17 protein-coding genes are annotated in these 23479 nt (G+C 49.1%); 5 read left to right on the top strand and 12 right to left on the bottom strand.

The genetic code is table 11. From position 1 onward, the window contains the following. Positions 1-10 precede the first annotated feature (10 nt). Together RF679_RS01330 and RF679_RS01325 are read left to right on the top strand one after the other, a co-directional pair. Positions 11-1495 carry an HNH endonuclease family protein gene (locus RF679_RS01330; RefSeq protein ID WP_309482429.1) on the top strand — a complete coding sequence of 495 codons (1485 nt, stop codon included), beginning with the start codon at positions 11-13 and terminating at the stop codon, positions 1493-1495. Positions 1496-1590: 95 nt separating this feature from the next. Continuing rightward, positions 1591-3024 (top strand): alpha/beta hydrolase family protein, encoded by a 1434-nt coding sequence (locus RF679_RS01325; RefSeq protein WP_309482428.1) that lies wholly within the window; start codon positions 1591-1593, stop codon positions 3022-3024. Between the two features lie 473 nt (positions 3025-3497). On the opposite strand, the gene RF679_RS01320 is transcribed toward RF679_RS01325, so the two are convergent. The 8 genes from RF679_RS01320 to RF679_RS01285 form a co-directional block, all read right to left on the bottom strand. Then, on the bottom strand, positions 3498-4700 hold the full coding sequence (locus tag RF679_RS01320; protein WP_309482427.1) for a hypothetical protein: 1203 nt from the start codon (positions 4698-4700) through the stop codon (positions 3498-3500). A gap of 356 nt (positions 4701-5056) precedes the next feature. After that, on the bottom strand, positions 5057-5638 hold the full coding sequence (locus RF679_RS01315) for a glycoside hydrolase family 108 protein (RefSeq protein WP_309482426.1): 582 nt from the start codon (positions 5636-5638) through the stop codon (positions 5057-5059). 11 nt (positions 5639-5649) lie between these two features. Continuing rightward, positions 5650-6216 carry a hypothetical protein gene (locus tag RF679_RS01310; protein ID WP_309482425.1) on the bottom strand — a complete coding sequence of 189 codons (567 nt, stop codon included), beginning with the start codon at positions 6214-6216 and terminating at the stop codon, positions 5650-5652. Positions 6217-6443: 227 nt separating this feature from the next. Next, the gene (locus tag RF679_RS01305) at positions 6444-6932 is read right to left on the bottom strand and encodes a hypothetical protein (protein ID WP_309482424.1); all 489 of its coding nucleotides are present in this window, start codon (positions 6930-6932) and stop codon (positions 6444-6446) included. 14 nt (positions 6933-6946) lie between these two features. Beyond that, positions 6947-7336 carry a hypothetical protein gene (locus RF679_RS01300; RefSeq protein WP_309482423.1) on the bottom strand — a complete coding sequence of 130 codons (390 nt, stop codon included), beginning with the start codon at positions 7334-7336 and terminating at the stop codon, positions 6947-6949. Positions 7337-7350: 14 nt separating this feature from the next. Beyond that, on the bottom strand, positions 7351-8958 hold the full coding sequence (locus RF679_RS01295; RefSeq protein ID WP_309482422.1) for a helix-turn-helix domain-containing protein: 1608 nt from the start codon (positions 8956-8958) through the stop codon (positions 7351-7353). A gap of 690 nt (positions 8959-9648) precedes the next feature. Beyond that, entirely contained in the window at positions 9649-10041 is a 393-nt protein-coding gene (locus RF679_RS01290; RefSeq protein WP_309482421.1) for a hypothetical protein, read from the bottom strand. Between the two features lie 722 nt (positions 10042-10763). Beyond that, positions 10764-14003: a PKD domain-containing protein gene (locus RF679_RS01285; RefSeq protein WP_309482420.1), complete on the bottom strand. Its 3240-nt coding sequence runs from the start codon at positions 14001-14003 to the stop codon at positions 10764-10766. A gap of 220 nt (positions 14004-14223) precedes the next feature. Between RF679_RS01285 and RF679_RS01280 the strand changes: the two genes are divergently transcribed. Together RF679_RS01280 and RF679_RS01275 are read left to right on the top strand one after the other, a co-directional pair. After that, positions 14224-16356: a S9 family peptidase gene (locus RF679_RS01280; RefSeq protein WP_309482419.1), complete on the top strand. Its 2133-nt coding sequence runs from the start codon at positions 14224-14226 to the stop codon at positions 16354-16356. A gap of 275 nt (positions 16357-16631) precedes the next feature. Next, complete coding sequence (locus tag RF679_RS01275; RefSeq protein ID WP_309482418.1) at positions 16632-18839, top strand: OsmC domain/YcaO domain-containing protein; 2208 nt, start codon at positions 16632-16634, stop codon at positions 18837-18839. Positions 18840-19041: 202 nt separating this feature from the next. Here RF679_RS01275 and RF679_RS01270 read toward each other — a convergent pair whose 3' ends face one another. Further along, positions 19042-19188 (bottom strand): hypothetical protein, encoded by a 147-nt coding sequence (locus tag RF679_RS01270; RefSeq protein ID WP_309482417.1) that lies wholly within the window; start codon positions 19186-19188, stop codon positions 19042-19044. A 135-nt stretch (positions 19189-19323) separates the two neighbouring features. Here RF679_RS01270 and RF679_RS01265 point away from each other — a divergent pair, with 135 nt between their 5' ends. Continuing rightward, positions 19324-20745, top strand: a complete 1422-nt coding sequence (locus RF679_RS01265; protein ID WP_309482416.1) for a M61 family metallopeptidase — start codon at positions 19324-19326, stop codon at positions 20743-20745. Positions 20746-20887: 142 nt separating this feature from the next. Here the strand turns inward: RF679_RS01265 and RF679_RS01260 are convergent, their stop codons facing one another. The 3 genes from RF679_RS01260 to RF679_RS01250 are packed head-to-tail and all read right to left on the bottom strand — an operon-like array spanning position 20888 to position 23460. After that, positions 20888-21310 carry a hypothetical protein gene (locus tag RF679_RS01260; RefSeq protein ID WP_309482415.1) on the bottom strand — a complete coding sequence of 141 codons (423 nt, stop codon included), beginning with the start codon at positions 21308-21310 and terminating at the stop codon, positions 20888-20890. 23 nt (positions 21311-21333) lie between these two features. Continuing rightward, positions 21334-21720 carry a YybH family protein gene (locus tag RF679_RS01255; RefSeq protein ID WP_309482414.1) on the bottom strand — a complete coding sequence of 129 codons (387 nt, stop codon included), beginning with the start codon at positions 21718-21720 and terminating at the stop codon, positions 21334-21336. A 51-nt stretch (positions 21721-21771) separates the two neighbouring features. Continuing rightward, entirely contained in the window at positions 21772-23460 is a 1689-nt protein-coding gene (locus tag RF679_RS01250; RefSeq protein ID WP_309482413.1) for a cation:proton antiporter domain-containing protein, read from the bottom strand. Positions 23461-23479 lie beyond the last annotated feature (19 nt).

Genomic DNA, 23479 nt, shown 5'->3' with positions numbered 1-23479 from the left:
TACGACCATCATGATGCAAATTCCCTATGTCACGCCAGAGCAAGATCCAACAGTACTTGAACAAGCAGACCAGTTAGTTCAAAAAATGAGAGACTTGGTCAACCTACTCTCTCACCCAAGCCGAAAGTATCGGCTGCTCACGGTCGACGATAGACAAAAGCTCGTGCATCTAAATTACCCGACAGCACTTGTCAACAATGTGGCCTTCTTCACGGAAAGGGTCAGACAAGAACAAGATGGGAAGTTCGTCGAGAGTGACCAACAAATGGTTGGTTTTACATCCGCTGCATTTAGAACCGAGCTATATGCAAATGAGACCATCAAATCTACTCTTGTTAAGTCACACTGCGGTCGCTGCGCTTATTGCGAGACCCTGATTCAACAGAGCGAATATGGTGATGTCGAACACTTCCGCCCCAAAGCGGGATACAGCAATGCGTGGTCGAATAATTTATTCCGCCCTGCTTACTACCAACTCGCTTACGATCCACGTAATTTATTCTACTCGTGCAGCATTTGCAATCAAGCCTACAAAAAGAACTATTTCGAAGTTATCGGTGGAAATCAAATCAACGCGCCGGAAACCGAACAGGCGATTTTGATCAACCCATATTTAGAAGACCCTCGTCGCTACATCCGCTTCAATCCATTGAACGGTCGCGCTTATCCATTTGACCTCGTCGCTGCTTTTTACTCGCAGACCAAAGGCTGGACTATAGAACGGACCAGCCAAGAACTCTGGACCAAGCCAAGGATGATTCCAGGACAGAGTAATTCCATCACGGTTGCAACGAGCGACTATCAGGTCGACCAAGACTTTCAGATGTGGTTACAAGGTACTAAAGATATCAGCCTGCGACGTGGCAGTAGCAATATTAATGTGCTAGGTCTTAATCGACCCGCGCTCATCAAATCACGCGTTGGTCATCTTCGTCATATGCGCGGGTTGCTATGGGCTTCGCAAGGTCAAGGACCGGATAAGGGCGCTGCCAACCAATTTTTACAAGGCCTACTTGAAAATCCAATTTCGCAGAACGCCATCACGCCACAGTACACATCGCTCAGCATTGACGCGATACAAACGTGGAATGCCGAAGGCATCCCAGGTGATTTTGCGTGGATCGAGTCTTACGATCGGATGCTCGAACAATGCAATGAAGAGCCATCTGCAGTTGAGACAGAAGCTTATAACGATGCATTTTGCTACATGTTATTCGAACACGAACTCCAGCTTGCTGGACGACGCCGATTAGTCTACATCTCGGACTCCGACAAAGTGTATGGAAATCCTATGGGACGCCGAGCGATTTCTCTCGCGATTGATTGGAGTTCTGAGCAAGACAATAGTGTCCTCATGATGCAAGGACAGAAATTGATGCGAAGTATGACCATACGAGAACTGCTCGACGAAGCGCGCCACAATCCCCAAATTTATCGACAGTTTCAACGCTATGAAATCTGGGTAACCGGTAATTTCCCCCCCTTCAAGAGCTAACACAACCGCCACACTTTGAACCACAACACCAGACCAGAGCAGAGTGTCCGACATAACTCGCGATGGTTCTAACACCCACATCACAAGAGGAAAAAATGGCTACTTTCACCATCTGTTATTCGGGCACTGATTGCTACATGGATCATGGTCTAGTTCTTCGATATCCAAACGAAATGGCGAGCTATAACGTCGAATCCGGGTACATCCCAAGCAAAGTACATCAATTACTCAGCGACAAAAGGAAAGGCGCCGAAAATCAATACAAGATCAGCACCACCTTAAATGGGTGCGGTACGCCGTACAACGAAACTTGTGACCAGTTACCAATTCGCATCTGGTCGGAACATATGATCAGCGATGCCCCCCAAAGTTTTGATTGGGAATGGGAGTGCACGGGCGCTACCCGCTCAACCCAGGTCACACTCACCAACATGGCCTTAGATTCTCTCAACGGACTGTCGATTGAGCTTATTGCAATCGCAGGTATCGCACAGATGTTGAATGTGACACTGCACTTGGTACCAAAGGGAAAGCTTGACGAACTCAGGGAACACTGGCCTGACTCTGGCAATATGGGATACACCTTAGCGGATCTCGCTTGCCCCGTGACGAATAAAGATCCTGAAGTTGGGGACTACACACTTCGTTGGAGTGCCGCGGACAACGTCAAAATCCAGCAGTTCTTAGAGGTCTTCGATCAGGTCGCGATCGTCGGACATAGTCGAGGCGGGGTGGCCTGCATCATCGCTTCCAACTATCTAGGCCAATTCTTCCCCAGTTTGAAACTGAAGATCCTCACACTTGATCCGGTGCCCGGCCCTGGCAACTGGTGGGAAGTGCTGGCTCAAATTCCTGCTATGGAAAATATGGAGTACATCGGCATCTACGCGATTGACGAGACCTCGAGTGGATTCAATGCTGTTGTGCCGCGTGTACGTGAAGGTATGGGTACGCAAGTCAAAAGAAAGATATGGGACCCACTTGCATCTGACAGTAACCCCGCTGGTTTCATCGGCTGGAGCGCGGCGAGCTACAAATTGATCTACACACGCGGCCGCCATGCCACCATCCCTGGTTCCAATAGTCGCTTCGGGCAAGGAGAGAAAGACCCGCATGACGATGACATTGGCAGCTGCGGAAGGTTGGTCTTCTCTTTCGTCGTCGATCAATTAATACGCTGGGGCGTACCTCTTTCACCCATCGACAAAGTTTCTGTAAAAAAGTGGCTGACACAGACGCTGAATGCCGCCGACAAGTTTACATCGATGCGCGCATACACGTATGAGGGTTGGCTGGCCAAGAAAGCAAACATGTTTTTCTACTATGACGCGCGTGGCATTTCATCATCGTCAGGTCCACGTCCAAGCGAATGGCAATACCTCGAGGCCTACATCACTCAATCTGCGAAACGTGATCCTGTACGTGGTCTCATCATTCAAGGTATTTACGACAATTATTACAAAACTTGCGCTGGCACCGGAACCGTACATCCCTGGGCGTTCTTGGGTGACATCTTAGAACAAGACTAGTTCTCCAAGCTTGTTCTACCTACAGACATCAAGCCCCTTAGTTTGCTGAGAACAGCGTCGATTGAGGGGTGCGACGATGCGCATTCGGGCGGCACAGGACTGAGCAGACTGGCGCAGTGCTTACGATGTTCTTGCAGCATCAGTTCAAAGCAATCATCGAGGCATCGTTCATCACACAACTCAGCTCGTCGAGCTGGATGCAGGCACGTAGAACCAAGTCGATCAGTGAAATCAATTCGATCGCTCATTTCAAATCTAGTAAAACGCATTTGATCGCCTAGCAGTCATGCTCTCACATGCAGTAGGGTAAATGCAGTTTGTTCAGCACCTTCTTTTTGCGCACCATCACACCTGCAGCACCAAAGGCGCATCATCGCTTTCCATGCTCCTAAGGTGTCCACATCCATTGATGATCGCTCTCTTTGAACTCATACCGAAGTTCGTTTTTGATGATGCTTGATCGCGACATCAACTTAAGATGGTCGCGCCGCACTTGTGGCAGACGCCTGCGCACTTTGCGCCATGTTGAGTAGTTTTTCTACTAGCGGTCGGTGTCGTTCTAAGCCATTAGACTGAGTATTTACCTGCGTCTGTGCCAACAAATTTTGCAGTCGAATTAAGGTTTGTTGGTTCTCATAGCTTAGTGCATGGGACACCTGCTGCGTAATCAAGTCCATCGGTGTGCTTGTCGCTTGATCGCCAGCTTGGTTCGTAATACTACTTGCTTGTCGTTCGCCCCCAAAAGGAGGCGCACTCGAGCCCATCGCGGGGCTTTGAACGAGTGGGTTGAGGACTTCTTGCAACGCAGTCTCCGCAACAACTCTAAGGATATTGTCGACAGGGTGCGTCGCTTGCTCAGGCGCTGTCTCTACATTTTCAGTAAGAATCGGCTGCGAACTTGCTTGATTCACGTTCTCGAGCTTCGGGAGTGCTCCCGCGCTCGTCACATCCGCTGGCTTAGGATCGAGAAGATGCTCTATTGTCTCACTCAACACTTCACCTTCGCTCTCATTGGTGATGGACGTGGCCCTGGCCTTTGAAAATAACAAATAAAGACGGCCTAATATCTTCAACAAACTACCGACAACAATGGCCGCTGAACTCGCGTGGAACGAGGAAGGAGAATCTGCTAAATTTTGTGCCGCGCTATCTAAGGGGGAAAAAATCACCCTGCGCAAAAATGAAGTGAAATCAGTCCATTCCACGCCAGCGGCTCCTTCCGTGCTGCTCGTATTTTGGATCACTGTAGGAGAAGTCACGCCACCAAGATCTGCGTCGCAATCACCAGCGTCCTCATCATCGGGATCGCATACTTCCGCGTGATGAGCAATCGGGGGCTTTGACGATATCGATGTCGCATCCGATCCCGACACAATCAATGGCGTGCGCGCCGGACTCGGCGAGGTCGATTGGGGCATGTCAGCTGTGCGGAGTTGCGCCGCGATACCGAGAGCCAAAAGAAGCACACAAAGAAATGCGCTGGCTGTATGCAATTTGTCGAGGACTGTTTGAAGCCACGTCTCATGTTCTGGCCATTGAACGAAAGCTCGTACAAGGAGCCCACATATCACTATCACGGCCCCCACCTCCGCAACTTTTGCAAACAGGATCGAGGTTCCCATGAGAGGTTCGCCTCGCGCCACTATCCAACCGGCGATGGCGACAGGAAAAGCCATAAACCATGAATGCAAATCATGTTGCGCCTGCTGCATGGGTGCATTAAGAACAGCAGGCAGGTGCGACCTCAACAAACTTAAAATGCCCCCTTGAAGTAACAAAAGCGCACACGTACAGACAAGAAACGCAAGTGCGTAGGAATATTTTCCCGCGGGCGAGATCATCACCCCAAACGCTACGACGATGCCGACTCCGACGCTGGTGAGATCACGATAAAGATGAGGGGGCGAATGCAGGTTTGCCATACAAATCTCTCTTGATGAAGGGGGCTGCTACAGTGCCACGATTTCGTGGAAGAACTCAACTATCTCGCAGCAAGAAGTCAGCATTCACCTTGCCGCCAAGAATTTGAGACCTATTTCTTAGCGCACACGGCATTCGAATTCGCCGCACTATGGCTACTTGTGGGGATGTCGGGAAACGTATTCACACGATTTAGCCAACCCCTTAGGAATTTCCGCAAGGGAGGGTGCTCGTGAGCCAAATTGCGATAATAGGAAATGCGTGCATGCTTGTACTCCATGTAGATGTCGGCTAAGTCCATCTTATTCATCACCTCAATGACTTTCGGAGTGATACGCACTGTGCCATGTAGATTGGCCCCCGCATGATTTAGCACTTTGAGTAAAATATTTGTCGCATGGCCACCCGCATTGACGTAAAAATCAAACACAATATTGGCAAGTAGTTGGTGAGCAATATCGTCACCCCGCAGTGCGTCCCAATATTCTGCTTTATAAATGCGCCCCGCCTGATCATTACTAAGCCGACGCAAGTTTTGCAAGCTCGGTTCAATTCCCAGAACGCGTTCTGCGTAGATTTTAAAGGTACCAAACGTGACCCCTTTGTTGGTTGCGCCACCTGGGTCAATCGGATCGTCGACCCACCCTCCTTCGTTGCGTAGAAGCGCCGGTAAAAATTGATAGAAGTCAGCCATATTCCCCCCGTCTATGAATGTTGAGTCGATGTGCCTTTAGTCTCTTGTGAGACTTGATAACCCAAGGCAGAGATAACGATGTCTCGCTCACTCCCTTCAAACTCGCAATCAAGGATCACACTCATACTCCGTTTGACTACACAAGACTGCGGCAGGACAAAGGGCAGGTCGACTAATTGCTCGCTACAAATGCCAAGTTTTTCTAGTCGCGTCACGGCCTCTTCACAATCGAATAATGACAAGGCATGAATCGTCGCTCCACGTTGGGTTTCCACACGAAGCCAGATCGCCTCTATCGCACTGTCGGCCGGCACAGGTAAGTCAAAATGTATTGTCAGTTGCGAAAATGAAGCTCCGCGAATTTTGCGGAGTCCATGTTCAAGTACATCCAGTTCGACAGGGCGTCCCAACATCGCGCGGCCGCCGTGGACCCAGTGCACTTCACTCTTGCGAGGTGCCACCTCCAATTGATTGGACTTTGCTCCAGGGATTAAGGAAGGAGCTCCAGAGATCGCCGAGCCCGCTAAGATTTGTCGAAAGAAGTTACGACGTGCACTGCCTGCATCTGATTTAATCATGTATCTCTCCGCGATCATTGCCAGAATATTTGTTCACTGTAGGCTCGCTCTCACCCGATAAGATTCAACTAGCCTCGCTATTTTTCCATGCACATCGCAAACGGGGAGGCTCGACGATTTTTGTGAAGAATATCGTGCCCCTATTAACTGGGCACGGTCGGAATCATGAAGTATGCGGCGAAATCTACGATGTTCTGACAAGCCACACTCACTCACCGAATCAGTTCCTAGGTTTCAGTTGTGCCTGCTTGCTGCGCGTACGCGTGCATGGCATCGGCTTGTGCGTTCACCTGTTGGCTGCGCGCTGCGATTTGCTGAGTCATGGCTGCAAATTTTTGATGAAGGCGTTGATTCAATTCAGATAGCTGATGTTGTACCTGCGCTTGAGCAGGATTCGGACTCGCGTCCACTTGCGTCTCATCCGAATTGCTTGCAACAGAGGGGATAGAAGATCCGCTGACATCAGATGCGACAGAACTGGTTTCAGGTTCACTTTGATCAAACACAGGCGAGCGTAAATCGGCGTACGCGCGGGCGCTCAAACTGCGCGTTTTCTGAAGTTGTTGATCGATCAAACTATGCACTTCTCGCAGATTCGTTTGCAAGTCGCAGAGCACCTGACGCATCTCCGGTGGCATGCTACTAGTCAATAGGTTCTCGGCTTGCGCAAGAGTGGTTTGGCCCAAAGGGGATTTTCTACGAATACGTCTTCTCATGATCTGGCTCGCTTTCAGTTTGAGGGAAATTCCGGCGTCTCGGATGGTTTGTTCTCAACATTTGGTAAATTTCGCAAGAGGCTACTCGCTGCCTCGGCGATCGATTTAAAGTGAGAGATGCTATTGGCTTGCATGGCGTTGGCTTGTTCAATCACTTGCGCATACGATTGCACATCCCCGGTTGCCAGCATTTGCGCCAATGCACTGCCCACCGCAGTCGCGTTGATCGTATTCATATTACGCATATGCGCAACCGCATCTTGTATGGCGACGGCACTTGAATGGGCGAGAACTTGCAAGGCCTGTGTTTGCGCATGCAGCTTGGCTTGTTCCAAGCTCAAAACACTTTGCGCTGATAAAAGTGTTTGTGCAAAAGGCGACGCCTCTGGAGTATCTTGCTTCATCGCGAGAATCTACACTAAGTTTGCGTCGATAATGCCTGGCGAAACTGTTGCCGATAACAACGTGGTTTCAAGCCCACCATGCGTTTGAAAGTTTTTTCGAAGTGACTCAGATCGGCAAATCCCACATCCATACACACTTGAGTAATCTGGCGCGCTGGCATGTTTTCAAAAATATGCTTGGCCTTATCGATTCTGATCTCGGTCAATATTTGCTTGAAAGATCTTTGTAAACGTTGCTTGAATAAATAAGAAAGATGGGAAGTGCTTACACAGGCTTTATCCGCGACCGTGGTGAGCGTGAGTGCACTCTGGTAATGCTTCCAGATATAGTCCAAAGCCCGCATCAACGCAGGGTGTTCATTCTCCGGCTGAGTTAATCCAAACCACTTAAAGATGCAGTCGCGCCGTTGGCTCAGGATGATGGCACTATCATCATGTGTCGGACTGTTTTCCACAGGCTCGGCGCGAATCACCATTTGTTGATGGCACCGGAGCTTCGGGAACCACTCTAATAGCGACTCTGCATGCAGTACACCTTGCGCTAGCGCGGCTGCTTTACGCAAGACGGCGTTTAGTTGAGTGCCATTCTCAGGCCACAGAAATGATTCCAGAGTTTCCCACGCATCTGTGCTGCAATCTAATTTGAGGCGATCTTCTTGCAGTAAGTGCTCCGACAAAGCACGTATGTCAGCAACGCGTTCTCGCAACGGCGGCAGGTGGACCGCCATGCCATGGAAATCGGCCCACTCGGCAAACTGATTCGAGTGTTCACGATGAGAAGAGAGCAGAGATGCTTCGGTTCTACTGCCTAGGATCAGCAATGTCTGTTGACAGAATTTCGCAGCAAAGTCACGTAGGTAAGAATGATCGGTATCAACTAAGACATCTGCATGTGCGAGGTAGAGGCTTCCGCCACGAGCAAGCTCTGCTAATCTTGGTAATTCACGTGGTGCCTCACCGCTCTTCCAATGGCGGCAATCATGTTGAACAAACGGTGCTTGCAACGCATATCTATAGCAATGCAGGCTCATCGCTGCGGGGACTTTGCCACAACCACGCTCACCGAAAATAATGATGGGTAGCCGTGAATGCGCCAAACGACTCAGTCGTGCTTCTAACTGTCGGAGCGACTGGCTCTGACCTCGCCAGCTCGCCGATGATTGATATTGTTCTTTTATTTGCTGCCGAACGTGCAGACTATCAAGTCGATCAGCCAACTGCGTCGCCAATACCTCAAGCTCCATTTGCGCCTCATGCAGTGACAACCACTGGGGTAGAAACGCCGCATGGATTTTCAAGACCCAACGGTGTTGGCGAGCCATCGATGCATTGATGACCTGATGAGACGTGGTCGGTAAATAGGCGATGCCAATTTGAGCCGCACAACTTATCACCGGTTCGAGCTGGCCATCCCGCTGGTAATCAACTCGTACTTGTATAAAGCCAGGATGACTGAGCACCTCTTGTGCTAAGGGCGACAGAAACGCTTCGATATCTTGTCGCCACTGAACGATCCAATCCGATTGCGATGGCGCGGGCGTTGACTCTTCGCTTGCAACTAGAGCATGGAGGCGCTCAAGGCGCGGCGATTCAGCTGCAAGAGGACTCACTACGGCATGCATAGAATTTCTCCAATTCATAGTTGAAACACAAGAACGCTCAGCGAAGATACGAACGCGCTGTCATTACAAGTCTGATGTTGAAAGAGTTAGCAAAGCCTATGCCAATACCTTGATTTCAAAATATATTTTCAAAACAGAGCAGGGATAAACCAGCCACGAAGATGGGCTCGACCTCTTGGATGTATGTTGTGTTCCACGGCGCAACTCGCGCCTAAAGCCATACCGCACAGTAAGAGAAGAACTTCCATCTCCGCGAATTTGCCTTGTCCATTTTCATTTATCCTCCGTCACCCCAGCCCCGTTTGAACATGTCAATCGATCATGCCACATGAAGTTTTACTGTAAATAAGCGTAAAATATTATTTTGTATGTAAAATTTTACATTTAGTTTTTACACCAAACATGTAAAGCACGACGCTTTAGAGGGAGCATTTTCAGCCGGGGAAGATCGATGATGTCGCTCGGCGGTATGTCTATCGCCAGCAAGGAGTACTGTTACACGGAGACCAAGCAAAACGGCACGAACTCGCGGTCTAGTATAGAGTTGATCGATGAGCAGAGAATCGGTGGAACTCACGGAGAACGCGGCAAAAGTTACGAAAAGCTAGAGATCGAGTTGCTGCTGCAACAGGGACTGTTCGGTTGGAAGGCGTGACAAGCAAGAATGAGGGATTTACTTAGTTGAGAAGGTTAAGGCTTCGACTCGTCGCTCTGCGAGGAAGAGCGTCGACGAAAGGCGCGCGAAAGCAAAGACGCTAACGCAAATAAGGCGATGAATCTGATGATGCCGTAGTCATCACGTTCAACGCGCAAATCGTCTGGAGTCCAAATGATTTCGAGCATGTAAGGCCAGGCCAAATGATGTGGGATAACGATGAAAAATTCATCTGAGCGGATCTTGCCGTAACTCGTCGGCGACAGATCGCCATATTTACTTCCGGAGTAAAGCAACAGAACGGTAGTTTGGGGATAGTTTTGCAATGCCTTGCGGGCAGGTTCCGAGGTCTCAAAGCGTGTGAGCGACACAAGGAGGATCACACTGATAAAAGAAAGCAGGAACCATGACTTCAGTTTAGACTTCATTTGAGAGTTCATTGGGGACTTCGTTTGTGATTTCCTGAGCAACAGCGAGGTTTCTCCACGTTCAAAGGCTTACTGCCACATTCGACGCTAGTCGCTTTCGATGATCAAGAAACGAAGATCATTTGCGTTCGGCTTTAGCGTTGAAAAGCACTCAAAGTTTGATTGAAAAATAGTCGCGCGACGTGATTACTCTGCGCTTTCGCCTTATTCGATAATATTTTGCAAGGCCCGACGCTCTTGTATGGTTCGTCGTCCCTCGTATTTACGCGGGTTACCGCACATCCAGCAGCTACATAATTTGCGAGTATGCACGAACCTGCCCTGCTGAGTCGCTTTGTCGTCTTTGTGTGCGCCACTTTCTTCAATTGCGTTTTTTTGATGTGACGATTGCCACTTGATTTTCATTCTCTGCACATGATGACGTCGAAGCGATCGCATAAACTCTGTCGACATTTGAGGCTCCTATCAATATTTGCTGTACATTACCAGAGTACCAACTCGATCGACAACAGTGAGATGCACTCGGTCTACGATACTGATGAGTGTACTATCGACAGATCGAAAAAAGAATCGACACTTCCATAATCGCAACGACTTGTACTGCCATGTGAGTCGATAAAAAAACCGCCCAAGATCAGACTTGAGCGGTTTTCTTGTCAGGCTAAATTCGACTTCTTAGCCACTTTCAGTGGCCATGAGAGAGTCTCATCCAACTGCAATGCTTAACGCGTAATGACTGCATAGCGCGCGCCACTGCCGTTGATTTCGTTCGAATTCGTCTGTACCAACACAACATGTTTGCCTGATGCGCTGTGGAAGATCTTCAAGCCATAGGTTTGTTGACCAGCCAAGAGTGGCAATGACATCTCTGTATCCGGCAAGAACAAAGCCCCAGAGAAACGCATATAGCTGGTTGGTAGCGTTGATGCATATGGATAACTATTGCTGACGCTTCCTTGTAGGACCAAAGTCTCATTCAATGTCGCGGAGTTACTCAAACTCAAAGGTCGTGTCACACCACTCAATACGCCTGCATATTGCAAGGTATCTGTGCGGAAGTAGTTGCCGTTTGAAGTAAACAGAATGTTCTGATTCTCGGACAAATACAAAGGAACGCTCATGTAGTAGTCACCATGATAGGGCGAGTCACCAAACTTAAGTGCTTGATATGTACTTGGATTAAAGCTGAAGTAGTCAATGTCAGCAGGTGATAGGCCTTGCTCCATCAAAAATACTTTATTCAGTCGATCTGCCAAAATACCGTATTGAGTGCCATAGAACATACCAAGGTAACCACCTTGCTGAACGATCTTAGTCCCGGTGCGTGCATCGAGCGCTACCACAGATTCGTCCACCCATTGTCCACCGGTTTGACCGATCAAAAATACTACGCCACTATTCATCACAAACACATCGGTTTGTGCGCCACCAGTTGAGGAAGAGCGAATCAGTGTACCGTTTACCAAATCGATCAAGCTCACAATACCTTCATGTAGTACCGCAGCTAATTTGCCGTCTGGACTCAAGCCGAGATTTTTCACAGGCAAAGGTAAAGCAACCGAGCGAACCGAGCCTACAAATGGATCGACAATTCTTAAAGTATCCGGATTCGTCGCGGTGACAATCAATTTGTCGAGTCCGACACTGTATTTGACACGGTCGGGTACAAAATTCAAGTTCACCGAACTGCTCATCCCTGATAATACTAGGAGATTGAGATAAGCGATACTTGAAGAACTTCCATCACTCACTGTCACGGCAATCGCATAATTTCCGGGCACATCAGGTGTGAAGGTCAGATTGGAAGTCTTAGGGGTCGCGATGGTCGCCGTACTATTGGACGGTTTAGCATCGATCGACCAATTAAACTGCAGCGCATCACCGTCTTCGTCGTAACTTAAATTAGCAGAAGCGCTCACTAGGCTTCCGGCTAAAACCGACATCCGATCACGATTGATCACCGCCACTGGGGCATGGGTACCGATATCGATACCGATGGTGCGTTCGGAATAAGCACCGCTGCTATCCGTGACGCGAAGACGAAACACATAAGATCCCTCTTTGTCGGCCAAAAACTTAGGATCTGCGACCATGTTTGATGACAGACTTGCGGTGCTACCGCTAGGTCGTGCATCAATACTCCATAAGTAGCTGAGCGAATCACCGTCCGCATCACTACTCAAGCTACCACGTAAAGTCACTTCCGTCCCCAAACGCAATAAGATATTTGGTGCAGAAGCTTGCGAAGTTGGTGTTGCATTCGATCCGATGTTCGCAACCGGTGTGCGATTATTAACGACGACACGTTTGGTATAGGTTGATTGTGCGCCTTGTGTATCAGTGACAGTTAAGGTAACGACATAAGTTCCCAACATATCTGGCGTGAAATTCACCATATTTCCACTGAGTGAGGACAAATTCGCACCACTGCCAGCCGGACGACTTGTCATGACCCAGGCTTTGGTCAGCGCCTGTCCTTCCGGATCACTACTATTCGAGCCATCTAAAACCACGTTATAACCAGTCGATGTATTGATGCTCGTATCACCAGCCGCATTCACCGGCGTCGTCGCGTTAGCAATCACCGTTGCAATCGGAGTACGGTTATCGGCCTGGAATGAATAGATAGACTCGAAGCTACCGCCCTTTGGATCAGTACCACGTACGCGGACCTTGTACAAACCTTGAAGGTCCGCGACAAAGCGTGCCGTCTTACCAGCAAAACTGAGCGCAGCATTGCTACCAGAAGGTTTTTCGCTCAAGTCAAAACTCACGGTAACAGGATCGCCATCAGGATCACTAACGCCGGTGCTATCGAGCACGATGTTGGAGCCGATCGTCGCCACTTGCGTTGGCATGACGACCGGTATGTTAGTGAACTGTACCGTGGTCAAAACGTTTGATGTAGGTAGCCGATTATCAGTCTGGAATGTGTAGATTGTTTCAAAGCCGACGCCTTTAGGATCTGTCCCGCGCACCCGTACTTTATATACCCCCTGTTGGTCTGTTACGAAACGCGCCGTTTTACCGACTAAGCTCAAAGCAGCAGAGCTACTTGCAGGCTTCTCAAGCAAATCGAAAGTCACGGTCACGGGATCCCCGTCGGGGTCACTCACGCCTGTGCTATCGAGCACAATGTTGGCACCAACGGAAGCAGCTTGGGTCGGCATGACGACTGGTACGGTACTAAACTGTACCGTTGTCGAAACGTTTGAAATAGGTACGCGATTTTCGATCTGGAAAGAGTAGATTGACTCAAAGCTAGCGCCTTTCGGATCCGTCCCGCGCACTCTCACTTTATAAAAGCCCTGCTGATCTCCTACGAAACGCGCGGCCTTACCTGCAAAACTAAGAGCAGCCACGCTGCTTGCTGGTTTCTCAATTAATTCGAAAGTCACGGTCACTGGATCGCCATCAGGATCGCTCACTCCGGTGCTGTCGAGCACAATATTGGCGCCAATCGAAGCCACTTGGGTCGGCATAACCGTTGTCACTGCATTGAATTGAACGGTAGTCGAAAGGCTCGATAAAGGTACTCGATTATCGGTTGCGATTACCAATTGCTGTGTACTGACGCCGCCACGGTTGTCGCTCACTCTCAGCTGGACGGTATAGCTGCCACTCACATCAGGTCTAAAGTTGACTTTAGCCTGCGTGGGACTATCGAAGCTCGCTGTGCTGCCTGCTGGTTTGGTGGTAACAGTCCACTCATAATTCATTGCATCGCCATCGGGGTCTCGGCTAGACGAACCATCCAAGACCGCCACGCCACCAAAGGTCATACTCAAGTTCGACACGGCTGGCGCACCAGCCGGCGCTGCCAAACCGGTGGCAGTAATGGAGACGACCGGAGCACTGTTCGCTTGAGCCGGAGACGTCGTCGTGCCACCGCCCCCGCCACCACAGGCAACGAGCAATGACAACAGACCAGCGGAAACGATAGACCGCATATTAATTAACATATTTAAAATCTTTCACTTACCAAAATGTTTATAAAATGTTACGCATGCGGAATTATACTTTAAATAATGATATATTTTTTTCAAATTTCGAATATTCATTGACGTTTTCTCCGCCCTCACTGAGCAAAACTCTTTCCGGTGAACTTGGTGTATTCTCGCTTTCGCATCTGCCATGCTGGCTTCATCTTTCTTGCTCTTTGACTTAAGCTAAGGACGCTCAATGAACCTCAACTACGCCAAAACAAAACAGACTTTGCGGCAATTCACTCTTCTTGCCATCTTCGCGGCAAGCATCCTGCAAACGGGTATCGCCCAAGCCCAAACGACACAGACCACTCAGCGGGTTATGACGCCGCAGGATTTATGGGACATCAAACGGGTCGACAATCCGGCCATTTCACCTGATCAAAAATGGATTGCGTTCACGCTGCAAACGTGGTCTCTGGAAAAGAACCGTGCACAAACTAATATTTGGATCATGGATACGCAAGGCCGCAACGCGCGTCGTCTCACCACGGCAGAGGCCAACGATAGCGCACCGATCTGGAGTCCGGATGGTCATCGAATTGCGTTTACCTCGCGTCGCAGCGATGACGAGGCCGCCGCCTTGTACATTCTGCGTCTCGATGGTGGTGAAGCTGAGAAGGTGCTGGAACTTCCCTTTGGTGTCATCAATCCCAAATGGCATCCGAATGGCAATAGTTTAGTTCTTGGCACGCGCGCCATTCCCGCTTTGAAAGGGGAATGGAAGCTCGAAGACTTGCAAGCCCAAAGAAAAGAAATGAAGTATCGACGCGAAAGCAAAATGACCGCCAAGGTGACGGAAGATCGACGCTATCGTTTTTTTGACCAATGGCTAACCGATAATTTATCGGCACATCTGCTGCAGTTCGATCTCAACCAGAAAACTATCAAAGACCTGACGCCACAATCGGTCGACCTATTTAGCTCATCAAACACCTTCGAGTTCAGTATCGCCCCCGATGGGCAAAGCCTCGTGTACAGTCGCAACACCATCGCTGCACCACATAGTGAATCGGACAATCTCGATCTCATCTGGATCAAACTGGATGATCCTAGCGCTGCCCAAAACATCACGGCAGATCATCGCGGCGGCGACAGTAATCCGCGCTTCTCGGCCGATGGCAAGAACATTTTCTACAGCCGCCTCAATACCCATCTCTACGATGGTAGCTCTGCTAAATTGTGGCGTTACGAGATGGCTAGTGGCAAGAGCTTTCCCGTCACTGAAGCACGTGACTATGCCGTTGCTGAATTTGAGCAAGCAAAGGATCAAAGTAAGTTATGGATGATTGCAGAAGATCGCGGCGAGACAACGATTTTTTCGTCCAAAGTCGACGGCAGCCAATTCGAAGCTGTGCTGCGAGGTGCCGCCTTATCCAAACTCAGTCAAGTCGGCAATCAATTGATTTTCTTACGCAATAGTTTTGATCAACCGAATGAAATCTATACCTTTGATCTCAGCGCCAAAACCCTCAAGCAATTGAGTCATTTTAATGATGCCCTGATGGGGAAAATCAAATTCGGTAAGGTCGAATCCTATCAATTCAAAGGCGCCAATGACACGCTGGTGCAAGGCTGGTTGATTTACCCTCCAGACTATGACAAGAACAAAACCTATCCTTTGCTGCAATTGATGCATGGTGGTCCTCACACCATGGTGGGTAATGCCTTCAGTTTCCGCTGGAACGCCCACGTCATGGCAGCCCCTGGTTATGTGGTCACTTGGGTCAATCGACACGGCTCGACTGGGTTTGGTGAAAAATTTGCGCGTAGTATCAATTTCGAATGGGGCGTGAAACCCACGCAAGATATTCTACGTTCAACCGACTTCCTGATTGAAAAAGTCGGCAATATCGATCCCAAGCGTGTCGCCGCTGCTGGTGCGAGTTACGGTGGTTTCTTGGCTGCTTGGTTAGCTGGTCATACCGATCGCTTTGCCACCATTATTGATCATGCCGGAGTGAATGATGTCGTTGCGCAGTACGGCTCTGATCAAACCAATTATTCTTTTGAGACGACCATGGGTGGCAACCCTTGGAGTAACACCGAGATCATGCAAAAGAATAATCCCATGAGCTACGCCAAGAACTTCAAAACGCCGATGCTATTAACGCATGGCGAGCTGGATTATCGTGTGCCGTATGTCAACAGCACTGCGTTGTACGGCGTCCTACAAAGCATGAAAGTACCTTCGCGCTTGGTGATTTTTCCGAACGAAAATCACTGGATCTTGTCACCACAAAATTCGGTGTATTGGAATTGGGAAGTGCAAAGTTGGTTACAGCGCTATATTGGCGGCACCCCAAGTTTGACGCAGCCACGCTTTTAAGCAAGATTCAAAGTAAATACCGTCACAAACTGAAGAACGGCACCGCGATCAACATCATGGTGATCTCGGTGCCACATTCTCCGCTCACTTCAAAACAGGGAAACATTGCTTCCCTAACATCTCCCGCCCTTAGTCCAGCCTCAATTCGCTGAAGCCGGTGCAATAAGTCCCCATTTCGCTCTGGATGTACACCTCTAAAGCATGCGTTGCCCTTCGGAATCAAGGATAATGTCAACTAATTCAATTCTTCGCATACGCTGCGCTCGGAACTCTCCATGGAAATCAAAGTCAACTTTCTCGATAAGCTTCGTATTGAAGCCAAATTCGATGATTTCACCGTCATCGCCGATCAACCCATTCGCTACAAAGGTGACGGTTCCGCCCCAGGTCCTTTCGATTATTTCCTCGCCTCATCGGCCTTGTGCGCCGCCTATTTCGTGAAGTTGTACTGCAACACGCGTAATATTCCGACTGAAAATATTCGCCTGTCGCAAAACAATATCGTTGATCCAGAAAATCGCTACGCGCAGATTTTTAAAATCCAAGTCGAACTACCATCTGATATCTCAGCCAAAGACCGCGAAGGTATTTTGCGTTCCATCGATCGCTGTACGGTCAAAAAAGTGGTGCAGCAAGGTCCTGAATTTATTATCGAAGAAGTCGACAATCTTGATGCCGATGCACAAGCACTGCTCACCGTCAAACCTGATGCGGATAGTGCCACCTATATTCTCGGAAAAGACTTACCGCTTGAACAAACCATCGCCAATATGTCGAGCCTGTTGGCAGGTCTTGGGATCAAGATTGAAATCGCTTCATGGCGCAATATCATTCCGAATGTCTGGTCTTTGCATATTCGCGATGCCCATTCACCGATGTGCTTCACCAACGGTAAAGGTGCAACCAAAGAAAGCGCTTTAGCCTCCGCACTCGGCGAATACATTGAACGTCTGAGTAATAATCATTTTTATGCGGGTTCCTACTGGGGTGAAGACATTGCTCATGCGGAGTTCGTGCACTATCCGAATGAAAAGTGGTTCAAACCGGGCAAGAAAGACGCGCTGCCGAAAGAAATCTTAGACGCTTATAGTTTGGCGATTTACAACCCTGACAAAGAACTGCGCGGTTCGCATCTCATCGACACCAATTCCGGTAATGTTGAGCGCGGTATTTGTAGTCTGCCCTTCACACGACTCTCTGATGGTGAAACGGTCTACTTCCCGTCTAACTTGGTCGAAAATCTCTTCGCCAGCAATGGTATGAGTGCAGGCAATACCTTGGCCGAAGCACAAGTGCAATGCCTCTCCGAAATTTTCGAGCGTGCCGTCAAACGCGAAATTCTCGAGGGCGAATATGCCTTACCGGATGTGCCGGACGAGGTACTCGCTAAGTATCCCGGCATCGTCGCCGGTATCAAAGGTTTGGAAGAGCAAGGCTTCCCAGTCTTGATCAAAGATGCGTCCTTGGGTGGCCAATACCCGGTCATGTGCGTGACGCTCATGAATCCACGCACTGGTGGGGTGTTCGCTTCTTTCGGCGCCCATCCTAGTTTTGAAGTGGCACTCGAACGCAGTTTGACCGAGCTTTTGCAAGGCCGCAGTTTTGAAGGCCTGAATGATTTGCCTCCGCCGACGTTCGTGAGCAATGCCGTGACCGAGCCCAATAATTTCGTCGAGCACTTTATCGATTCGAGTGGCGTGGTGTCGTGGCGCTTCTTCAGTGCCAAAGCTGATTATGCATTCGTCGAATGGGATTTCACTTGTCGCGATGAAACCGGCAAAACGGACAATGTCAAAGAAGCTGCCAATATGTTTGGCATCCTCGCGCAGATGGGCAAGGAAGTGTACCAAGCCGTGTACGATCAGCTCGGCGCCACCGCCTGCCGCATTCTGGTACCAGGCTATTCCGAAGTGTATCCCGTCGAAGATCTGATTTGGGACAACACCAATAAATCGCTCTTATTCCGTGAAGATATTTTGAATCTTCATCAACTCGATGAAGATGCCTTGTACGACTTACTCGATCGTTTAGAAAACAATGAACTCGACGAATACAGCGACATCGCCACACTGATCGGCATTGAGTTCGATGAAAACACGGTATGGGGTCAACTCACCGTGCTGGAACTCAAGCTCTTGATCAACATGGCGCTACAAGAATTTGAAGACGCCCATGAACAAGTGCAAAGCTTCTTGCAGTACAACGACAATACCGTCGATCGCGGCCTTTTCTATCAAGCCCTCAATGTGGCTTTGGAAGTCGAACTCAGCGATGAACTCGATCACGACGACTACGAACATAACTTCCGTCGCATGTTCGGCAATGAACGCATGGACGCGGTGTACGGCACGATGGAAGGCAGTGTTCGCTTCTACGGCTTAACGCCAACCAGCATGAAGTTAGAAGGTTTGGATCGCCATCAGCGTTTGATTGATAGCTACAAGAAGCTGCACGTGGCGCGAGCCAAGGCGGCGAAGGCATAGGTGGCACGAAGTTGAGATGAAAGGAAACTCAGCAAGGTCAGAAGCTTGCTGAGACCTCGCCACCATGGCCCGAGTATCCACAGAGAAAACTATCATAACAAGCAGTACGCGGATTCCTTCCCCACATACGGATTGAAGCGCATTAGAAAGATCCTCGCTATTTGCAGCTAGGAATCTGGATTAGCCGAACACGCAGAGTCCGTCAACCTTTGCCTGATTGAGATCCCCATTTCTTAGGATCAATCAAACGCCGTAGTTCAAAGTTCATGACCAAACGCAACAATGGCATCGACAAATAATTTTTCCAGAATTTGCCGATCTTCGCGCACATAGCCATAGCCATAGCCATAGCCAGCGCATTCTAGCTCTCACTTTTTGCGATCTATCCTCCGGTTTCGACCGTCAATGCCTTTGCATCTTGAATCCCCAGCCCAAGAAATTGATACTCATGCGCACTGTTCAATTTTCTTTGGCAAAGGTCATCATGAAACTATTTACATTGATCGCAGCGCTCAGTCTCACATGCGCTGCTCAAACAAGTTACGCAGCAAGGCCCATCACCGATATTAAACTCGCCTTTGACGAACAACGTCCACGTCAAATCAAAGTCGAAGTGAAATGGCAGGCGCAGTCTTCCATCCTGCATATGGCTGACTGGGGCGCCGAACAATTTCCCGATGGCTGGGCTCATTTCGTCAAAGATTTGAGCGTCACCGATACGCAAAACAAAGCCCTGATAGTCAATTTCAATGGTAAAGATCAATGGCAGACAAGTGCCACTCCGGGCCAACAACTCACCCTGCGCTACACGGTCGATATGAGCCACGATCAACATGCGTGGCCGCACGGTCTCGATGAAGCCGCTTACGTCAAGGAAGACGCCATTTTCTCAACTGGACAAGCGCTATTTGTGGTTCCGAAAGACGCAGAGAGTTTTAAAGTGAGTTTCGACTTACCCAAGACGTGGAAGAGTTCTACCCCATGGCCGAAGGAAAATCACAGTTATAAGGTCGAAAGCTACGACGCCTTAGTATCGAATGTCATGATGGTCGGACGTCATCATGAAATGGTGTTCAAAGAAGGTGATTTCGCCGTCACCGTCGCGGTAGGGCAGGCTCGCCGTGCCTCAGTGCCAATGATTGAGAAAGTGATGCGCCCTGCGATCCGCGAATATGTCCGACTATTTGGAGGTGTTCCCAAGAACAATTACTTGGTGACCTTGCATGAAGGACTCACCGATGGCGGCGGCTTTGACTCGAGTTACAGCCTCCTAGCGAGCGAAGATTTTCACCAAGGGAATATCATTGAATGGGGTCATTTAGTCACCCACGAAACACTGCACATGTGGAACGGCACCGGGATGCATCCCGACGCCAATTTAGAATGGGTAAAAGAAGGATTCAGTGAATACTATACCTTTCTGACACTCTATAAATTGGGCATTATTGACGACCAACTATTATCAAAGAAATTTGAGAATCATAGCCGACGCGTATTCGCCCATCGTGACGGCACAGCCTTAATCGACACTGTAAAAAATAAGCAAAAATATTGGGACTTCATGTACGGCGGTGGCGCCATCATGGCGCTCGTACTTGATCACGAAATTCGCCAAGCGACCTCAGGTAAGAAGACCTTGGAAAATGTTATGCATCGTTTGTTCTCACAATACAATGGCAAATCATTCAATCTCGAGCAATTTATAGCGGTTGTGAATGAGACTGCGGGCAAAGATCTCACACCACTCTTCCAGCGTTACGTCATTGGAAAAGAGAAACCAGACATGAAGGCCGCGTTCGCCCAATTAGGGTTCGAACTTGTGCCAACCACTACACGAGAAATCTACCTCATCGATCAAGCGAATGGGAAGAGCCTCAGAAGAAAATGGGTGGGATTGAAGAACTGATTAACAAGCGCAAGAAGTCGCCAAACAGATCTTAGAACCATGTAAAAACTGATCGAGCTTCGCACCCAATTGGGTGTGCAATGAAGCATCATCTATTTAGCCTTACGGCGTATTCACTTGCAAAGTAATACGCCGTAAGTTCTCACATCACCACAGAAAAATTAAACTGTCCGTTCTGTTGCGCCGCTTGTTGAGCGAACGCAATCACATGCCTCAGTTCCGCCAGCACCTCGGCATGCTGATTAGAAAAGAGTCCAAAACGAACTTGATTTTGTTGGATATGTGCGGCCAAAGTCTTGAATTGTGAAGTGACTTCACTGGCGACATCCCAAACACCTTTGAGCTTCATCACATCATTGGTCGAAGTCGCCCCCTCCGGCAACTCAAATTCATCGAGATTAAAGCGTAGATCGGTATCATCCAGTAGTCGACTAAATAGCGGTAAGCCGAGCTGCTTACACAAACTATCAAGCTTCTTTGTATGCTTGTACAACGCGTACAAATCGCTTTCTTGTGAGATCACTTCGCCATTCACCAATTGGTTAGCCCACAGTACCGTGCTCATTGAGTTCTCTCCTCTACCAATGCCTAGATCGATTGACTGACCAACATATTCGCGTCGCGCGCCAATAACCAGCGTCCGTCGATTTTGCGAATGATCGTCAGCGTATAGCCTTGGCGTACAATCGGTGAAATGGCGGCGGGTGGTGTAATCTCTACTTTGAGTTCCGACCACATATAAGCCATCTCACCACACACAACTATTTCGCGAATCTCCTGCTGCATCGCGATCTGGGGGCGTGGGCCATCGACACTGGAGGCCGCTGCAAAATCCAGCTTATTCATCGGCGCCCGCCCGGCGATGAGGAAGACGACGTCATCCGTCATCAAATCAAGCACCGCGGCTATGTCACCTTGCTGCGTAGCCTGATGCCAACGTGCGATTAGCGCGCGGATTTCTGTTTCGTCGTTCATAAGATCATTTCAATGAATGCGATTATCGATCATACACACATACGGACTACATCATTGCTTTCCAAATCGACCTTTCACATGATTCACAATACTGTCCCGCAGCACGTCCTCGTCAAAGAACACGCGATCTAACTTGGTGATATCTAACATTTGCGTGTCATCTTCGCTTTGCGTTCGAACGATCACCTCGATCTTTTGATTCAGCGTCCTTGCGATTTCTACCATCTTGCCAATATCGACCACATCTTGCGTCACCACAAGCAACATTCCCGCCGTTGCAACATGTGCTTGAACCAAAACGATAGGTTCAATTGCATTCCCGAATACCGCTTGAACGCCTTGTGCCCTGAGGCGTTCCACCAATTCACGATTCTCTTCCACCACGACCACGGGCACATCTAAATGCGTAAGCTCAGTGACAATCTTGCGGCCTAGCTTACCATAACCGATCAGCACCACGTGACCTGACAAATATCTCTCATTGGTCGACATCGGTAACTCCGCGAGAGGGTCGCTACTTCTTTCTATCAAGGATTTCAGATGGCGATGCTTCTCAAAGAAAGCGAAGATAGGTCGTTCCAATTTAAAAAGAAGTGGGTTGGCGGTAATGGAAATAATGGCTCCCGCCAAGATCAAACTCTGACCTTCTTGGGGCATCAAGTGGAGGCTCACACCCAAGCTTGCGAGAATAAATGAAAACTCACCAATCTGCGCCAAGCTGGCTGAGACCGTCAAAGCCGTCGACATTGGGTAACGGAACATTAGCACTAAAATACACGCCGCAATGGTCTTGCCAATCACGATAATCGCCACCACTGCAGCAACTTTTCCAGGCGAGTTCAACAACACAAGGGGATCAAACAACATCCCGACAGAAACAAAGAAGAGTACTGAAAACGCCTCACGGAAAGGCAAGGATTCCTCGGTTGCGCGATGACTAAACTCCGACTCTTGCAGCATCATCCCAGCAAAAAAAGCGCCCAGAGCCATCGACACGCCAAACAGCATGGTCGATAAGTAGGCAATACTGACAGCTGCGGCCACTACACACAAAGTGAACAATTCACGCGAACCAACATTGGCAACATGCCACAAAATTTTAGGGAAAAGTCGACGCCCCACCACCAACATCACCGCAATAAATGCAACCACCTTCAGCAGGGTAGAAATCACGATGGAAGCGAGTTGTTCGTTTGAGCTGGTATCAGCACCTCCGTTCAAGACCATTGCCAACGGCGGTAGTAACACAAGGACCACAATCATCACTAGATCTTCAACGATCAGCCATCCAACTGCGATGCGGCCATTGATGGAATCCATGGTTCCTTGATCCTCCAATGCGCGCAGTAGTACCACAGTACTGGCAACTGAGAGTGAAAGTCCTAGCACGAGGGCAGCACCAAACGACCATCCCCACCATAAAGCTAAGCCTGCGCCCAAACCCGTTGCGACGAGAATTTGCAACACCGCTCCGGGTAAAGCAATCTTGCGTACTTTAAGTAGATCATCAAAAGAAAAGTGTAAGCCAACGCCGAACATCAGCAGAATGACGCCGATTTCCGCGAGTTCTGCGGCCAAGGCCGAGTTCGCCACAAAACCTGGAGTGAAGGGTCCAATCAAAACTCCTGCAAACAAATAGCCGACAAGCGCAGGTAAGCGACATTTGGTAGCAACGAAGCCAAAGATGAGTGCGAGTCCAAATGCGGCGGCTAAGGTCGTAATGAGCGGCGTGTTATGCATGGGCTTATCCTCAAGGTTT

The sequence above is a fragment of the Undibacterium cyanobacteriorum genome, from assembly GCF_031326225.1.
In the GTDB taxonomy this organism is placed as follows: Bacteria; Pseudomonadota; Gammaproteobacteria; order Burkholderiales; family Burkholderiaceae_D; genus Undibacterium; species Undibacterium cyanobacteriorum.
The sequence above is the reverse complement of the archived record's forward strand: the minus strand, read 5'-3'. Positions and strand labels throughout refer to the sequence as shown.

What these genes read in the sequence shown, in the direction of transcription:
- RF679_RS01320 (WP_309482427.1), bottom strand. Translation starts at nt 4,700, where the DNA reads ATGGCTTTTCCTGTCGCCATCGCCGGTTGGATAGTGGCGCGAGGCGAA.
- RF679_RS01265 (WP_309482416.1), top strand. Translation starts at nt 19,324, where the DNA reads ATGAAACTATTTACATTGATCGCAGCGCTCAGTCTCACATGCGCTGCT.
- RF679_RS01330 (WP_309482429.1), top strand. Translation starts at nt 11, where the DNA reads ATGATGCAAATTCCCTATGTCACGCCAGAGCAAGATCCAACAGTACTT.
- RF679_RS01295 (WP_309482422.1), bottom strand. Translation starts at nt 8,958, where the DNA reads ATGCATGCCGTAGTGAGTCCTCTTGCAGCTGAATCGCCGCGCCTTGAG.
- RF679_RS01260 (WP_309482415.1), bottom strand. Translation starts at nt 21,310, where the DNA reads ATGAGCACGGTACTGTGGGCTAACCAATTGGTGAATGGCGAAGTGATC.
- RF679_RS01305 (WP_309482424.1), bottom strand. Translation starts at nt 6,932, where the DNA reads ATGAGAAGACGTATTCGTAGAAAATCCCCTTTGGGCCAAACCACTCTT.
- RF679_RS01250 (WP_309482413.1), bottom strand. Translation starts at nt 23,460, where the DNA reads ATGCATAACACGCCGCTCATTACGACCTTAGCCGCCGCATTTGGACTC.
- RF679_RS01325 (WP_309482428.1), top strand. Translation starts at nt 1,591, where the DNA reads ATGGCTACTTTCACCATCTGTTATTCGGGCACTGATTGCTACATGGAT.
- RF679_RS01290 (WP_309482421.1), bottom strand. Translation starts at nt 10,041, where the DNA reads ATGAAGTCTAAACTGAAGTCATGGTTCCTGCTTTCTTTTATCAGTGTG.
- RF679_RS01310 (WP_309482425.1), bottom strand. Translation starts at nt 6,216, where the DNA reads ATGATTAAATCAGATGCAGGCAGTGCACGTCGTAACTTCTTTCGACAA.
- RF679_RS01315 (WP_309482426.1), bottom strand. Translation starts at nt 5,638, where the DNA reads ATGGCTGACTTCTATCAATTTTTACCGGCGCTTCTACGCAACGAAGGA.
- RF679_RS01300 (WP_309482423.1), bottom strand. Translation starts at nt 7,336, where the DNA reads ATGAAGCAAGATACTCCAGAGGCGTCGCCTTTTGCACAAACACTTTTA.
- RF679_RS01255 (WP_309482414.1), bottom strand. Translation starts at nt 21,720, where the DNA reads ATGAACGACGAAACAGAAATCCGCGCGCTAATCGCACGTTGGCATCAG.
- RF679_RS01270 (WP_309482417.1), bottom strand. Translation starts at nt 19,188, where the DNA reads ATGGCTATGGCTATGGCTATGTGCGCGAAGATCGGCAAATTCTGGAAA.
- RF679_RS01275 (WP_309482418.1), top strand. Translation starts at nt 16,632, where the DNA reads ATGGAAATCAAAGTCAACTTTCTCGATAAGCTTCGTATTGAAGCCAAA.
- RF679_RS01285 (WP_309482420.1), bottom strand. Translation starts at nt 14,003, where the DNA reads ATGTTAATTAATATGCGGTCTATCGTTTCCGCTGGTCTGTTGTCATTG.
- RF679_RS01280 (WP_309482419.1), top strand. Translation starts at nt 14,224, where the DNA reads ATGAACCTCAACTACGCCAAAACAAAACAGACTTTGCGGCAATTCACT.